The organism is Pseudonocardia aurantiaca (genome assembly GCF_039526725.1).
Taxonomy (GTDB): Bacteria; Actinomycetota; Actinomycetes; order Mycobacteriales; family Pseudonocardiaceae; genus Pseudonocardia; species Pseudonocardia aurantiaca.
Window position 1 is genome coordinate 1 of sequence record NZ_BAAAJG010000016.1, and the last position, 14946, is coordinate 14946.

The 14946-nt window shown below is 72.6% G+C and carries 17 protein-coding genes; 11 read left to right on the forward strand and 6 right to left on the reverse strand.

The window, feature by feature from the left end; all coding sequences use genetic code 11:
* On the forward strand, positions 1-1149 hold a 1149-nt coding region (locus ABD143_RS24480; RefSeq protein ID WP_343982880.1), incomplete at its 5' end, for a MinD/ParA family ATP-binding protein.
* 23 nt (positions 1150-1172) lie between these two features.
* The gene (locus tag ABD143_RS24485; protein WP_343982883.1) at positions 1173-1712 is read left to right on the forward strand and encodes a hypothetical protein; all 540 of its coding nucleotides are present in this window, start codon (positions 1173-1175) and stop codon (positions 1710-1712) included.
* Between the two features lie 61 nt (positions 1713-1773).
* On the opposite strand, the gene ABD143_RS24490 is transcribed toward ABD143_RS24485, so the two are convergent.
* The 3 genes from ABD143_RS24490 to ABD143_RS24500 all read right to left on the reverse strand — a co-directional run bounded on the left by ABD143_RS24490 (position 1774) and on the right by ABD143_RS24500 (position 3404).
* On the reverse strand, positions 1774-2760 hold the full coding sequence (locus tag ABD143_RS24490; RefSeq protein WP_343982886.1) for an o-succinylbenzoate synthase: 987 nt from the start codon (positions 2758-2760) through the stop codon (positions 1774-1776).
* A 4-nt stretch (positions 2761-2764) separates the two neighbouring features.
* Entirely contained in the window at positions 2765-3031 is a 267-nt protein-coding gene (locus ABD143_RS24495) for a hypothetical protein (protein ID WP_343982888.1), read from the reverse strand.
* 205 nt (positions 3032-3236) lie between these two features.
* Positions 3237-3404 carry a hypothetical protein gene (locus tag ABD143_RS24500; protein ID WP_343982891.1) on the reverse strand — a complete coding sequence of 56 codons (168 nt, stop codon included), beginning with the start codon at positions 3402-3404 and terminating at the stop codon, positions 3237-3239.
* Between the two features lie 176 nt (positions 3405-3580).
* On the opposite strand from ABD143_RS24500, the gene ABD143_RS24505 reads away from it, so the two are divergent.
* From ABD143_RS24505 to mutM, 4 genes are read left to right on the forward strand one after another with little or no spacing between them, the layout of a single operon-like run.
* Complete coding sequence (locus ABD143_RS24505; RefSeq protein WP_379659996.1) at positions 3581-4156, forward strand: YceD family protein; 576 nt, start codon at positions 3581-3583, stop codon at positions 4154-4156.
* 37 nt (positions 4157-4193) lie between these two features.
* Positions 4194-4376, forward strand: coding sequence for a 50S ribosomal protein L32 (gene rpmF, locus ABD143_RS24510; protein ID WP_343982894.1), 183 nt, complete (start codon positions 4194-4196; stop codon positions 4374-4376).
* A gap of 10 nt (positions 4377-4386) precedes the next feature.
* A complete protein-coding gene (rnc, locus tag ABD143_RS24515; protein ID WP_343982897.1) occupies positions 4387-5139 on the forward strand; it encodes a ribonuclease III in 753 nt (250 codons plus the stop codon).
* A gap of 28 nt (positions 5140-5167) precedes the next feature.
* Positions 5168-6082 (forward strand): bifunctional DNA-formamidopyrimidine glycosylase/DNA-(apurinic or apyrimidinic site) lyase, encoded by a 915-nt coding sequence (gene mutM / locus ABD143_RS24520; protein WP_343982900.1) that lies wholly within the window; start codon positions 5168-5170, stop codon positions 6080-6082.
* Between the two features lie 16 nt (positions 6083-6098).
* Here mutM and lysA read toward each other — a convergent pair whose 3' ends face one another.
* Both lysA and corA read right to left on the reverse strand, forming a co-directional pair.
* Entirely contained in the window at positions 6099-7436 is a 1338-nt protein-coding gene (lysA, locus tag ABD143_RS24525; protein ID WP_343982903.1) for a diaminopimelate decarboxylase, read from the reverse strand.
* A 108-nt stretch (positions 7437-7544) separates the two neighbouring features.
* Positions 7545-8579, reverse strand: a complete 1035-nt coding sequence (gene corA / locus ABD143_RS24530) for a magnesium/cobalt transporter CorA (protein WP_343982906.1) — start codon at positions 8577-8579, stop codon at positions 7545-7547.
* A gap of 133 nt (positions 8580-8712) precedes the next feature.
* Here corA and ABD143_RS24535 point away from each other — a divergent pair, with 133 nt between their 5' ends.
* Both ABD143_RS24535 and ABD143_RS24540 read left to right on the forward strand, forming a co-directional pair.
* A complete protein-coding gene (locus ABD143_RS24535) occupies positions 8713-9033 on the forward strand; it encodes a PadR family transcriptional regulator (protein WP_343982909.1) in 321 nt (106 codons plus the stop codon).
* Positions 9030-10271 carry an HAAS signaling domain-containing protein gene (locus ABD143_RS24540; protein WP_343982912.1) on the forward strand — a complete coding sequence of 414 codons (1242 nt, stop codon included), beginning with the start codon at positions 9030-9032 and terminating at the stop codon, positions 10269-10271. The genes ABD143_RS24535 and ABD143_RS24540 overlap by 4 nt, the downstream gene beginning before the upstream one ends.
* 104 nt (positions 10272-10375) lie before the next feature.
* On the opposite strand, the gene ABD143_RS24545 is transcribed toward ABD143_RS24540, so the two are convergent.
* Positions 10376-10789 carry a hypothetical protein gene (locus tag ABD143_RS24545; RefSeq protein WP_343982915.1) on the reverse strand — a complete coding sequence of 138 codons (414 nt, stop codon included), beginning with the start codon at positions 10787-10789 and terminating at the stop codon, positions 10376-10378.
* Positions 10790-11117: 328 nt separating this feature from the next.
* Between ABD143_RS24545 and kdpF the strand changes: the two genes are divergently transcribed.
* Genes kdpF through kdpB form a run of 3 tightly spaced genes read left to right on the forward strand, consistent with a single transcriptional unit; the run spans position 11118 to position 14946 of the window.
* Positions 11118-11195, forward strand: coding sequence for a K(+)-transporting ATPase subunit F (kdpF, locus tag ABD143_RS24550; protein ID WP_343983955.1), 78 nt, complete (start codon positions 11118-11120; stop codon positions 11193-11195).
* Positions 11195-12868, forward strand: coding sequence for a potassium-transporting ATPase subunit KdpA (kdpA, locus tag ABD143_RS24555; RefSeq protein ID WP_343982917.1), 1674 nt, complete (start codon positions 11195-11197; stop codon positions 12866-12868). The genes kdpF and kdpA overlap by 1 nt, the downstream gene beginning before the upstream one ends.
* Complete coding sequence (kdpB, locus tag ABD143_RS24560; protein WP_343982921.1) at positions 12865-14946, forward strand: potassium-transporting ATPase subunit KdpB; 2082 nt, start codon at positions 12865-12867, stop codon at positions 14944-14946. The genes kdpA and kdpB overlap by 4 nt, the downstream gene beginning before the upstream one ends.

A 14946-nucleotide genomic window follows, 5' to 3' on the forward strand; every position in this document is an offset into this window, starting at 1 on the left:
CTAGCGCCGGGCAGGGCCGGGCGCCGCCGTCGCGGCCGGACCGGAGCCCAGCACGGCGCCCCGGCGCCGGTCGAGAGCCCGCCCCCCGTCGCCGCGCCCGTGGCCCCCGAACCGCGGACCGAGTTGCCCCCGCCGGCCCCCGTGGCCGCGGCCGCAGCGCCCCCGCCCGGTGACGGCGGTCAGGCGGGCTCCGGATTCACCGAGGACACGATCGTGCGCGCCCGCACCGACCGCCCCGAGGGCGGCTGGCGGGGCCTGCTGTACACGGCCTCGAACGGGCTGATCAACCCGGGGATCGCGCCCGAGGAGCTCGCCCGCCGCGACATGGTGCGCCGGATCCGCCGGCCGCTGCCCGGCCCGCACCAGATCGCCGTCGGCTCGATCAACGGCGGCGTCGGCAAGACCACCGTCGCGGCGTGCCTCGGGCTCGTGCTGGCGGAGAGCCGCGGCGACCGGGTCGTCGCGCTCGATGCCGGCTCCCACGCGGGCACCCTCGCCGAGCGGCTCACCGGCGAGGTGCAGGTGACCGTGCGCGACCTCCTCGGTGACATCGACTCGTTGCGCTCGCTGGCGGACGTCGCCCGCTACACGAGCCTGGCCCGGCGACTGCAGGTGCTGGCGTCAGAGCAGGACCCGGCGATGAGCGCAGCGTTCGACCGTGACGAGTACGAGCGCGTCTGCGCGGTGCTCCGGCGGTTCTACGACATCGTGATCACCGACTCGGGCACCGGACTCGTGCACTCCGCGATGGAGGGCACGCTCGCGCAGTGCGACAGCCTCGTGATCGTCGGGACCCCCAACGCGGACGGGGCCGGGCGCGCGGACAAGACGCTCGACTGGCTCATCGTGCACGGCCACGCCGACCGGGTAGCGGACTCCGTCGTCGTGCTGAGCTGCGACCGCTCCACCAAGCACATCGACACCGAGGCGGTGCGCCGCCACTTCGAGGGGCGCTGCCGCGCGGTGGTCGAGGTGCCGCACGACCCGCACCTCGCCACGGGCGCGCGGATCGACCTCGAGCGCATCCGGCCCGCCACGCACGACGCCTTCCTCACGCTGGCTGCACTGCTGTCCGACCGGTTCGCGCAGCAGGCCGGAAGCCGGCAGACAGGCGCCCAGCCGCCGGCGCAGGCTCAGTCGAGCCGGTAGTCCGGCACCGGTTCCAGCGGGCGGTGCGGTGGCGCGAAGCGGGCGGCGGGCCGGGGTCGGTCCCGCTGGCACCGGCGTTCTCCGCTCCGGCGCCGGGAGGTCCCGCGGGCTTCGCCCCGTTCTACGGGGGGATGATCCCGCCCAGCCTGATGGGCAACAACCCGGCCGGCGCGCAGCTGCGGCAGCGCGCGGCTCAGAACCTCGCCCTGCGGGCCGAGACGGCGCAGCGGTTCAACGCGATCGCCTCGGGCAACCCGTCCGCGGCGCCGGCCGTAGGCGCGGCGTCCGGCCCGGCGGCTCCGGCTGCGGGGTACGGGTACCTGCCTCCGATGGGCGGCGGGATGGCGCCCATGGGCATGGGTGCGGCTGCCGGCGGGCGCGGTGGCAAGCGCGGTCGCAAGCGGATGGTCTCGGAGCCGGCGAGTGTCTGGGGCGCCACCGGACGGGGCACCCGTGGAAAGGCGAAGGAGCAGTCGACCGCCGGCACCGAGGTTGTGGAGGACGCCGACGTGTGGACCGGGGGGCCCACCGACCTCGGCCCCGGGGTGCTCGGCGGTCGCTGAGCAGCAGCAGTCCGGCGTCCGGGTGGGGTCGGTGATCGATGGGTCCCACCCGGACCCTCCTCTATAGCTCCGCGCGTACCCGCGCCAGGCGCTCGTGCCACCATGCGGCCCGCTGCGGGTCGGTGAGCTCGTACTTCTCGAGCAGCGTGGGATCGGGCGCCGGTGGCGTGCGTGGCACCCGCAGGTAACCGTCCACCGAGTGCAGCGCCGCCCCGTCGGCCACGACGTCGCCGTCGAGCAGCGTGAGCGTGCCGAGCCCGCAGGCGAAGTCGAGCTCGGGCAGCGCCCCCGCCAAGGCGAGCTGGGCAGCCAGGCCGACGCTCGTCTCCAGCGCCGACGAGACGACGCACGGCAGCCCGGCTGCCTCGGCCACCCGCAGCGCGCGCCGCACCCCGCCGAGCGGGGTGCACTTGATCACCGCGATGTCGGCGGCGCCGGCGACCGCCACCCGCAGCGGGTCCTCGGCACGCCGGATCGACTCGTCCGCGGCGATCCGCACGTCGACATGCCGGCGCACGGCGGCCAGCTCCTCGATCGTGCCGCAGGGCTGCTCGACGTACTCCAGCCCGCCCGCGGCCTTGTCGAGCAGGCGGATGTGGGTGACGGCCGTGTCGACGTCCCACACGGCGTTGGCGTCCACCCGGACCGCTCCCGCCGGCCCGAGGGCGTCCCGCACGGCCTCGACGCGGGCGAGGTCCTCGCTGAGCGACTCCGGGTGGTCGGCGACCTTGACCTTGGCGGCGCCGCACCCCGATGCGGTGACGATGTCGTGCGCGCGGTGCGGGTCGACCACCGGCACCGTGCAGTTGACCGGGATGCGATCACGCACCGGCTCCGGCCAGCCCACCGTGCACTGCTCCACAGCGGTCGCGAGCCACGCCGCGGATTCGGCGTCTCCGTACTCGGGGAACGGGCAGAACTCGCCCCACCCGGCCGGGCCCTCGATCAGCATCCCCTCGCGCACCGTGATGCCCCGGAACCGGGTGCGCATGGGGATGGCGTGTACGCGGGCGGCGGCGAAGTCGATGCCGCTGGTCGCACTGCTCATGCCGTCAGCGTGCCAGGAGCATCTCCCGCTCGGTGTCGGCGAGGATCGGGGTGGCCGCCACCACCCGGTGGCGGTCGAGAACGCCCAGCTCGCCGGGGCCGATCGAGTCCAGCTCGCCTGCGTCCGGGCGGCCGAGCACAGCGCCGAGCGGGCTCCCGTGGCCCTGGCCGGCGATGACCACGCCGTCGACGGCGGGCCAGAACTCCGACGCGGCGGGCACGCCCGCGGCGACGTGCACCACCGTGCACAGCGGGCGGTCGCCCAGCTCCACGGGAGGCGCCGCGGGCAGGTCCGAGCGGCGATGCGCTGGTCGCCGAGCACGCCCAGCCGGGTGACGGCCGGGCCGAGCGCCGGTAGCACCACCGGCGCCAGCTCGGCGTCGGCGCCGATGAGCACGCCTGCGGGCGGCACGGTGAGCACGGCGGTGACGTCCTCGGCCGCGCGCCATCGCACGGACGGCAGGGCATCGGTGGTGATCATGAGCGCACCTGGTTCACGAGGTCGGCGAGGGAGCGGGCGCCGCCGCCGAGGGGGAGGGTGGCCACCACACCGGCGCTCTGCTCCCCGGCCAGCGGGGTGGCGTGCCCGTCGCGCACCAGCGCGGCCGTGGCCTGCTCGACGAGCTCCCCGTTGGTGGCGACCACCCGCAGTGCGGCGCTCAGGGTGTGGTCGATCGCGTTGGCGGTGACGGACAGCCCGCAACGCGCTCGCCGTGGCTGCTCCCGGCCGGTCCCGCACTCGACCCCCAGGTGGCGGCCCGCGAGTTCACCGGGAGGTAGGAGAGCGGTGCGGATTTCGTGAGGCGCCTACTCTGGATGTCGTGAGTACGCACCACCCCACCCCCGGCCATCCCGACCCGGCGAGCCCGTGGGTCTTCGGTACGCGGGAGCTGGGCAGGCGCCCGGGGAGCATGCGGACCTACCAGCGCACCATCAGTGCTCCCGCCGAGCCCGCGCGGCTCGGGCTCGACACCATCGCGGTGCCTGCGGGCGAGCCGATCGAGCTGGACGTGCGGCTCGAGTCGGTCACCGAGGGCGTCTACATCTCGGGCACGGTGCAGGCAGCGCTGACCGGTGAGTGCGCGCGCTGCCTCGACGAGCTGACCGACGAGGTCGAGGTGGAGGTCTCCGAGCTCTTCGCCTACCCGGACAGCGTCACCGACGAGACCACCGACGAGGACGAGCTGCCCCGCGTGGTCGACGAGATGGTGGACGTCGAGCAGACAGTGCGTGACGCCGTCGTGCTGGCCCTCCCACTGGCTCCGCTGTGCCGCCCCGACTGCCCCGGTCTGTGCCCGGAATGCGGGGAGAAGCGGGCCGACCTCGCGCCCGACCACGGGCATGAGACACTTGACCCTCGATGGGCCGCTCTGCGTGAGCGCCTGTCCGCCGATTAGCGCCCCCCAGGGCCCCCGTACTGCTAGGAGATATGACGTGGCTGTTCCGAAGCGCCGGATGTCGCGGTCGAACACGCGCTCGCGCCGGGCGCAGTGGAAGGCCGCTGCCCCCACCCTCGTCACGTGCTCGAACCGCGCCTGCCGGGCCACCAAGCCGCCGCACATGGCTTGCCCCACCTGTGGCACCTACGACGGCCGCCAGGTCGTCACGCCGGCCTGATCCGCGCCGAATGGCGGATCGCGGCCCGCAGGGGCCCGTGGACGATCGCGGGCCCCTCGTCTCGTCCCTCGGGGTAGAGGTCTCCGAAGACCTGCTCACCCTTGCGTTGACCCACCGGTCCTACGCGTACGAGAACGGCGGGCTGCCCACCAACGAGCGGCTGGAGTTCCTCGGCGACTCGGTGCTGTCGATCGTCGTCACCGAGCGGCTCTACCGCGACCACCCGGAACTCCCCGAGGGGCAGCTGGCCAAGCTGCGCGCCAGCGTCGTCAACATGCACGCGCTGGCGGGTGTGGCTGCCGCACTCGGCGACGACGGCCTCGGTGCGCACCTGTACCTCGGTCGCGGCGAGGAGCTGACCGGCGGGCGCACGAAGGCGAGCATTCTCGCCGACGCCACCGAGGCCCTGATCGGTGCCGTGTACCTGGAGCACGGGCTGGAGACGGCCCGCTACCTGGTCCACCGGCTGTTCCACGCCCTGATGGAGGGTGCGCCGCTGCTCGGCGCCGGGCTCGACTGGAAGACGAGCCTGCAGGAACTGACGGCGTCGGCCGACCTCGGTGTGCCGGAGTACCGCATCACCGAGGACGGACCCGACCACCTCAAGACCTTCACCGCAACGGCCGTTGTGGCCGGCCGCGAGCTGGGCTCCGGCGACGGGCGCACGAAGAAGGAAGCCGAGCAGAAGGCCGCCGAGCTGGCGTGGCGCACGCTCACTGCCGAGGCCGCCGCAGGCGAGCACGCCTCGTCCGGCCCGGCCTGACCGGCTCTCGGATCCAGGCGACGTAGCCGTGCCCGAGCTCCCCGAGGTCGAGGTCGTCCGCCGCGGGCTGGCCGACCACGTGATCGACCGCAAGATCGCCGAGGTCCTCGTCGCGCATCCGCGCGCGGTGCGCAGGCACGTGGCGGGCGGCGCGGACTTCGCCGCGCGGCTGGCCGGCCGCACCATCACCGGTGCCCGCCGCCGCGGCAAGTACCTGTGGCTCGACCTCGACGGCGGCGCCCCGGGCGGCGTGGATGCGGGCTCCGCGTTCGGTCCGCCCGGTGACGCCGTGCTCGCGCATCTCGGCATGAGCGGCCAGATGCTGGTGGCCGACTCCTCGCGGCCTGACGAGAAGCACCTGCGCATCCGCGTCCGCTTCGCCGACGACGGGCCCGAGCTGCGGTTCGTCGACCAGCGGACGTTCGGCGGCCTGTCGGTGCACCCTCTGGTGCCCGCCGCGGGAGGTGGCCTGCTCCCCGAGCCGGTGGCCCACATCGCCCGCGACCCGATGGACCCCGCGTTCGACCTCGACGCCGCCGTCGCCGGCATCCGGCGCCGCCGCACCGGCCTCAAGCGTGCGCTCCTGGACCAGACCGTCGTGTCGGGCATCGGCAACATCTACGCCGACGAGGGCCTCTGGCGCGCCCGCCTGCACTGGGCCCGGCCCACCGAGTCGCTAACGCGCAAGCAGGGGCGGGAGGTGCTCGCGGCCGCCACCGAGGTGATGGCCGAGGCGCTCGCGGCGGGTGGCACGTCCTTCGACGCGCTGTACGTCAACGTGAACGGGGCGTCGGGGTACTTCGACCGCGCGCTCGCGGTATACGGCCAGGCCGACCGTCCCTGCCCGCGATGCGGCACGCCGGTCCGCCGCGACGCGTTCATGAACCGCAGCTCGTTCAGCTGCCCGCGCTGCCAGCCGAAGCCGCGTAACCCACACTCCTGACCAGCCGCACGGCCATTCAACCGGCATCGCGCAGCAGCAGGTCCTCGATCGTCTCCCGGCGCAGCATCGGCACGGCGGCGCCGCTCGCCACCGCGACCACCGGCGGCCGGCCCGTCTGGTTGTAGTTCGAGGCGAGCGAGCTGTGGTAGGCGCCGCTGCACGGCACCGCGAGCAGGTCACCGGCGGCGACGTCGGCGGGCAGGAGCACGTCCTCGGCCAGCACGTCCGAGGACTCGCAGTGCCGCCCGACCACCGTGACGGGCGCGGAGGGCAACCGCACCGGTCGCCCGAAGCGCCGCACCGGGTAGCGAGCGCCGTAGAGAGCGGGGCGCGGGTTGTCGCTCATCCCGCCGTCGACGGCCACGAACGTGCGCCGCAGCCCACGCTTCACCGCCGCCACCCGGTACACGGTCACGCCCGCCCTGGCGACGAGCGCACGCCCCGGCTCCACCGTCAGCCGTGGCACCTCCAGACCGGCGTCGCGGCACTCGGCGGCGACGATCGCAGGCACCGTGCGCCCGAAATAGGTCAGGTCGAACGCGTTCTCGCCCGCGGCGTACGGGACGGCGTGCCCGCCACCGATGTCGAGCTGCGGGAGCTCGACGCCGTGCTCGCGGGCGATCTCGGCGAGGAACGCGACCATCCGCCGCGCGGCTTCGGTGTACCGGCGCACTTCCCGCACCTGCGAGCCGAGGTGGCAGTGCAGCCCGACCAGCTCCAGCTCGGGGCGCGCGAGCACCCGGCGAACGGCGTCGGCGGCAGCTCCCGTGGCGATGGACAGCCCGAACTTCTGATCCTCGGTGCCGGTCGTGAGCCCGGCGTGCGTGCCCGCGTCGACGCCGGGTACGACCCGCAGCAACACCTGCTGGCGGGTGGGCGCGAGCGTCGCCAGCGCGGCGATCTCGTCGAGTGAGTCGATCACGATCCGCCCGACGCCGGCGGCGAACGCGATCTTGAGGTCCTCGTCGGTCTTCACGTTGCCGTGCAGCACCATCCGCGACGCGGGGAAGCCGCCTGCCGCGGCCACCGCGACCTCACCGCCGGAGCAGACGTCGAGCGCGAGTCCTTCCTGGTCGGCCAGCCGGGCCATGGCTTTGCAGAGGAATGCCTTGCCGGCGAAGGCGATCTCCACATCAGGCAGAGCCGCCCGGTAGGCGCGGCAGCGCGAGCGGACGTCGGTGACGTCGAACGCGATCACCGGGGTGCCGAACCGCGCCGCGAGGTGGGCGAGGTCGACGCCGCCGACGAGCAACTGTCCCTCGCACGTGGTGCGGGCCGTCTCCGGCCACAGGCCGGGCTCGAGCCTGCTGGAAAGGCTGGTGCGGAGGGACGGGATTAGATCGGCGAGAGTCACGCGTCTGTTGTGCTCCGCGCCGTGCCGTTCAGGCAGGGTGCTTCGCCGCACCTTGACGACCGCCGGGGCGCCCTTGACGGCGTCCTGATGCGGCTCCGAGGCGGCCGCTCAGAGCCAGCCGCGCCGCTTGAACACGGTGTAGAGCGCGAGGGCGAGCAGCACCATCAGCAGCAGCGCGAAGGGATAGCCGAACGGCCAGCTCAGCTCGGGCATGTTCTTGAAGTTCATCCCGTAGATCGACGCGACCAGGGTGGGGGCGAACAGGATCGCCGCCCACGAGGAGATGCGCTTGACCTGCTCGTTCTGGATGAAACCGGCCTCCGTGATGCGGGCCATCTCCTCGTTCTGACGCTGCGCGACGAGTGCGGCGTTGACCTGGAGGATGTTGGAGAGCAGCTCCCGGAACGCCTCGACGCGCTCCAGCACGCGGGTGGCGTGGTCGGCGACGTCGCGCAGCGCCCTGCGCAGCTCCAGGTCCGACTCGCTGGCCTGCCCCTTCAGGCGGGTCCGCAGCTCGTCGAAGATGTCGCGCAGCGGCTCCACCGCGCGCTGGAACTCGATGACCTCGCGACTGAGCTGGTAGATCCGTTTCGACACGCCCGGGTCGCCGCCGAAGACCTGCACCTCGATCTCGTCGATGTCGTCCTGCAGGCCGTCGAGCACGGGCCCGTAGTCGTCGACGACCTTGTCCAGCACGGCGTAGAGCACGGCCCACGGGCCGTCGTCGAGGAGCCGCGGGTCGGCCTCGAGGCGCTTGCGCACCTCCTTGAGGTCGGGTTCCTCGGCGTGCCGCACGGTGATGACGAAATCGGGGCCGAGGAACAGGTGGATCTCGCCGATCTCCACCACTTCGACGGGATCGACGTACCGCGCGGGGCGCAGCACCACGAAGAGCACGTCGCCGTAGCGCTCCAGCTTGGGCCGCTGGTGGGCGTTGACGGTGTCCTCGACGGCCAGCCCGTGCAGCTCGAACTCCTGGGCGACGGCCTGGATCTCGTCGGGAGTCGGGCGCAGGAGACCGATCCAGCAGAAGCTGTGCCCCTGGTCGGAGCAGGCGCGCAGCTCCTCGAAGGTGTGGTCGAGCGACTCGGGGACGGCGGCCCGGCGGCCATCGACGTAGATCGCGTTGTCGACGACGGACATGCCACCTCCTGCACTCGTGTACTGACCTCCGTGAAGCGTAGCCCGCAGGTTGGCACGCATCGCCGAACTCCTACAGTTGTCGCACTACCGCGCATCGCGTAGTACTGTGCACCGCACAGGAAGGGGGCCGGACATGGACACGAGCCAACTCCTCAAAGGAGTGCTCGACCTGGCGGTGCTGGCCGTGCTGGACCGCGCGGACGGCTACGGCTACGAGGTGGTGCGCGGGCTGCGCGCGGCCGGGCTGGAGGACGTGGGCGACGCGTCGGTCTACGGGACGCTGCGGCGGCTCTACAACGCGGGCCTGCTCACGTCATACGTGGTGCCGAGCGAGGAGGGCCCGCACCGGAAGTACTACAGCCTGAACAGCACCGGTCGCGAGCGGCTGCGGGATACCGCGAAGACATGGCGGGCGTTCGCCGAGACGATGGAAGGTCTGGTGGGGGCGGCATGACCGGCGCCGACGACAACCCGCAGGCGCCGACGGTGCAGGTCGCGCCCGGCCCGGTGGACGAGTACCTGGCAGGGGTGCGGGCCGCGCTGGCCGACCTGCCGGCGCACGAGGTGAGCGAGATCCTCGACGACGTCCGCGCGCACCTCGCCGACCTGACCGATGAGCTGGACGGCGACCCCGACTTCGCCGCGCTCACCGCCCGGCTCGGCACCCCCGCCACCTACGCGGCCGAGCTGCGCGCGGCGGCCGGATACCCCGCACCCCCGGCCGCGGCCGGGCCCGAGCGCCGCGGTGGCGGGACCGCCCGGCTGGCCGTGGCCGGCCTGGTGGCGTCCACGCTGTTCGTGACGTTCGGTGCGCTCGTCGGGCGGCCCGAGATCGTCCTGTTCGGCGCGCTGTTCACTCTGCTCGCGCTGCCGCTGCTGGGGCGCGACGGGCCGCAGGTGTCCAGCGTGGCCGCCCTGGCGCCGGTGCGTCGCTTCCGCGCGTTCCATCCCGGCGCCGGTACGGCCGCGGGATCCGTCGCCGACTTCCTGGCCTCGCTTCAACCGGCCTGGTGGCTGGCCAGGGCGTTCGCTGCTGCGGTGCTGTTGCTCGCCGTGTTCGGCTTCGGCGGGATCGCGGCCGCGCTGCTCACGCTGGTGGCCGCGCCGCTGTCGGTCTGGATCGGTCACCGCACCCGCCGTGACCGGCGCTGGCTGTGGGCGGTCGTGCCCCTCAACGGGCTCGCCGCGGCGGTGCTGCTCACCATGCTTTTCACGGTGGCGTTCGCGGCGGGCGGGTCGACGACCTACGCGTCGCCGTCGGCGTACCAGCCGGGGCTGTGGCAGGACTCCGAGCGGCAGATCCGCGACATCCGGCCCGTCGACTCGGCGGGCAACCCGCTCACGGGTGTGTACCTGTTCGACCAGGACGGCGTCTCGATCGACGTGTCGGGCGGCTCGATGTGTGGCAGCTACGACTCGAAGGGCCTGTTCTTCAGTGACCCGGCGGGGCCGCAGCACCCTTACCCGCGGGGCACGCTGGAATTCGACCCGACCACCGGAGGCTGCGTGCTAGTCCCGCCGGCGCCGCTGGTGGTGGCGGTGCCGTCAGCGGCGCCGACCCCGCGGTCGCAGGGGATTCCCGCCGCGCCTGCCCCGCCGCGCCTGCCGGCGCCCCCCGTCACGGACACACCGCCCCCGACGTCCGCGTCGCCTGCACCGGCCGTCACGGCCCCTGCGCCGCCCACGGGCTGACGACCTCGGCAGGCCCGTTGCGCCACAGCAGTGGCGCCCCGGACTGCTGTGCCGCGGGTCGTGCCGGCGTGCAGGGGGCCGCCGGCACGACCCGACATCGCCGGTCAGGCCCGGCCCTGGCGCCGTCCTCGCAGAACCGTCGCCACGGCGAACGCAAGGGTCGCGGCTCCCGCGACGACCGCGAGCGCGACGAGGTCGGAGCGGCCGCCGCCGAGCACACCGAACCGGTTGAGGACGAAGCCGTCCGCGCACGCCCAGCACAGCGCGGCAGCTCCCAGCGCGCCGGCCGCCGTGCCGAGGGCGGCGAGCGTCGCGGCGGCCGCCGCCGCGAAGACGACGCCCGCGACCGGGGATCCGCCGAACGCCCACGCGACGAGCGCCGCCACCGCGCCCGCGGGCAGGCCGAGCACAGCGCCGACGGGCCCGGGCACGACGAACGGCTTCTCGGCGTTGCAGAACGAGGAGGGAGCAGGTGCAAGCACACCCGCACCGTTGCTCGCCCCGAACGAGCCGCGCACCCGAGCTGACGGGACCCTGACACGCGGCATCGCAACCCTGACATCCCGCCTATCCGGCACCCCGCGGCCGCCACCCGAGCGGGTGAGACCTGCGGCGACGCCCGTAAAAACTGCGTCAGGATCAGCGCAGCGGGGCGTCAAGCCGCCGTCACGGCCGCCCACCGGTCCACCCGATCGAGCGCACGCTGGCGAGCCGATCCGCCGGACGGTCCGGCGGAACTGAGGAGCGCAAAGTGCCCGATCTTCTGTACGCGTTACTGCTGATCGGCGGCTTCGTGTTGCTGGTGCTGACGATGCGGGGGCTCGAACGCCTGTGAACACTGCAGCCATGATCGTCGGCGGGCTGATCGCACTCGGCCTGCTCGTGTACCTGTTCGTAGCCCTGTTGAGGCCGGAGCGCTTCTGATGTCCGACACCCTCGCCGGCCTGCTGCAGGTCGGCGCCCTCGTGCTGCTCCTCGCGCTCGTGTGGAAGCCCTTCGGCGACTACATGGCGCGCGTCTACAGCAGCGAGAAGCACTGGCGGGTGGAACGCGCGCTCTACCGCCTCGTCCGCGTGGATGCCTCCGCCGAGCAGCGGTGGAGCACGTACGCGGCAGGTGTGCTGGGCTTCTCCTTCGTCTCCATCGTGCTGGTCTACCTCCTGCAGCGGTTGCAGCCGTTCCTCCCGCTCGGCTTCGGCCGCGGCGTGAACGGCGACACCGTGCCGGCCGCGATGGCGTTCAACACGGCCGTCTCGTTCGTGACCAACACGAACTGGCAGTCCTACGTCCCGGAGACCGTGCTCGGCGACACCGTCCAGATGGCGGGGCTGACCGTGCAGAACTTCGTCTCCGCCGCCGTCGGCATGGCGGTCGCGATCGCTCTGGTGCGTGGGTTCGCCCGTTCGGGCACCGACCGGATCGGCAACTTCTGGGTCGACCTCACCCGGGGCACGGTCCGCATTCTGCTGCCGATCTCGTTCGTGTTCGCGATCGTCATGGTCGCGATGGGTGTGGTGATGTCGCTGCGCTCCGGCGTCAACATCACCGCCGTGGACGGAACGCAGCACACGCTGCCGCTCGCGCCCGCCGCGTCGCAGGAGGCGATCAAGGAGCTCGGCACGAACGGCGGCGGCATCTACAACGCCAACTCCGCCCACCCGTTCGAGAACCCGAACGCCCTGAGCAACTTCCTCGAGATCTTCCTGCTGCTGGTCATCCCGGTCAGCCTGACCAGAACGTTCGGCACGATGGTGCGCAACACCCGCCAGGGGCTCGTGCTGGTGTCGGTCATGGGCGTCATCTGGGCGGTCTTCGTGGCCCTCGCGTGGCTCTCCGAGAGGTTCCCCAACGGTGCGGCCGCACAGGCGGCAGGCGCGGCGATGGAGGGCAAGGAGGTCCGGCTCGGGATACCGAGCTCGATCCTCTTCGGCGTCTCCACCACCGGCACGTCCACCGGGGCGGTCAACTCCACGCTCGACAGCTACACCGGCGGGGCAGGCGGCATCGCGATGCTCAACATGCTCCTCGGCGAGGTCGCGCCAGGCGGTGTGGGCGCCGGGATCTACGGCATCCTCGTGCTCGCGATCATCGCCGTGTTCCTCGCCGGGCTGATGGTCGGGCGCACCCCGGAGTACCTCGGCAAGAAGCTCGGCCGCGTACAGATCACCACAGCCGCGATCTCCATCCTCGCGATGCCGACGCTCGTGCTGATCGGCGCCGGACTGGCGATCGCGCTCCCCAGCACGCTCAACGCACTGAACAACGGCGGCGAGCACGGCTTCTCCGAGGTGCTCTACGCCTACGCCTCGGCAGCGAACAACAACGGCAGCGCGTTCGCCGGCATCACCGTGACCAGCGACTTCTTCCAGTCGACCCTCGCCATCGCGATGCTGTTCGGCCGATTCGTGCCGATCCTCGCCTCGCTGGCACTGGCCGGTTCGCTCGCCAAGCAGCGCCGGGTCCCGGCCGGGGCGGGCACATTGCCCACCGACGGCGTCCTGTTCGGCGTGCTCGTCGGCGGCACCGTACTGCTGGTCGCGGCACTCACCTTCTTCCCGGCGCTCGCGCTGGGACCCATCGCAGAGGCTCTTTCATGACCATCGACCTGCAGGAACGTCCGACTCCTGCGGCCCCCGCGCCGGTCAGTGCGGGAGCGTTCAGCCCCCAGCAACTCGTCGCGTCCATCCCGGAGGCGCTGCGCAAGCTCGACCCGCGCGCGCAGCTGCGCAACCCGGTCATGTTCGTGGTCTGGGTCGGTTCCGTCGTTGTCACGGTCTTCGCGATCATCCAGCCGAGTGTCTTCTCATGGCTGATCGCGCTGTGGCTGTGGATCACGGTGCTGTTCGCCAACCTCGCCGAGGCCGTGGCCGAGGGCCGGGGCAAGGCGCAGGCCGAGTCGCTGCGACGCACGAAGAGGGAGACGGTGGCCCGCCGGCTGGACGGGTCCGGCGCCGAGGAGCGGGTGGCCGGCACCGATCTCCGGGTCGGCGACCTCGTGGTCGTCGAGGCGGGCGAGCCGATCCCCGGTGACGGCGACGTGGTCGAGGGCATCGCCACCGTCGACGAGTCGGCGATCACCGGCGAGTCGGCTCCGGTGATCCGGGAGGCAGGTGGCGACCGCAGCTCCGTCACCGGCGGCACCACGGTGCTGTCGGACCGGATCGTCGTGCGCATCACGACGAAGCCGGGGGAGACGTTCGTCGACCGGATGATCGCCCTGGTCGAGGGTGCGTCTCGGCAGAAGACGCCCAACGAGATCGCCCTGACGATCCTGCTGGCCGCGCTCACGATCATCTTCCTGCTCGCCGTGGTCGCGGTGGCGCCGATGAGCTCCTACGCAGGCCAGCAGCAGTCGCTGACCGTGCTGACGGCGCTGCTGGTGTGTCTCATCCCGACCACCATCGGCGCGCTGCTCTCGGCGATCGGCATCGCCGGCATGGACCGGCTCGTGCAGCGCAACGTGCTGGCGACGTCGGGCCGCGCCGTCGAGGCCGCCGGTGACATCGACACGCTCCTGCTCGACAAGACCGGCACCATCACGTTCGGCAACCGGCAGGCCACCGAGCTGCTCCCGGTGGGCGGCGCCTCGCTCCGCGAGCTGGCCGAGGCAGCGCGGCTGTCCAGCCTCGCCGACCAGACACCCGAGGGCCGCAGCATCGTGGCGCTGTGCGCGCGTGAGCACGGCCTGCCGGGCGAGGCCACGGCGGCCGAGGCCGTCGCGGAGTTCGTGGCGTTCACGGCCCAGACCCGCATGTCGGGTGTGGACCTCACCGCCAACCTGGGTGGGCTCTCCGTCCGCAAGGGCGCCGCGTCGGCGGTGGTCCGGTGGACGGGCGCGGAAAACCGCGAGGTCGACGCCATCGTCGACGAGATCTCCGACGGCGGCGGCACGCCGCTCGTCGTGGCGGAGGCGGCCTCGCCGCAAGGGGCGGACGCGCGGGTGCTCGGCGTGATCCGGCTCTCCGACGTGGTCAAGCCGGGCATGCGCGAGCGCTTCGCCGAGCTGCGGGCGATGGGCATCCGCACGGTGATGATCACCGGTGACAACCCGCGCACCGCCAAGGCGATCGCCGCCGAGGCCGGTGTGGACGACCACCTCGCCGAGGCCACGCCGGAAGACAAGATGGCGCTGATCAAGAAGGAGCAGGAGGGTGGCCGGCTGGTCGCGATGACCGGCGACGGCACCAACGACGCGCCCGCGCTCGCGCAGGCCGACGTCGGGGTGGCGATGAACACGGGGACGTCCGCGGCCAAGGAGGCCGGGAACATGGTCGACCTCGACTCCGACCCCACCAAGCTGATCGAGATCGTCGAGATCGGCAAGCAGTTGCTCATCACCCGCGGCGCGCTTACCACGTTCAGCATCGCGAACGACCTCGCGAAGTACTTCGCGATCCTGCCCGCCATGTTCGTGGCGATCTACCCGTCGCTCGGGGCGCTCAACATCATGCATCTGGCCACCCCGCAGTCCGCGATCCTCTCGGCGGTGATCTTCAACGCGCTGATCATCGTGGCGCTGATCCCGCTCGCCCTGCGCGGCGTCCGGTACCGGCCCACAACCGCGGCGAACCTGCTGCGGCGCAACCTCCTGATCTACGGCCTCGGCGGTGTGGTCACGCCGTTCATCGGGATCTTCCTCATCGACCTGCTCGTCCGACTCATCCCAGGGATCTGA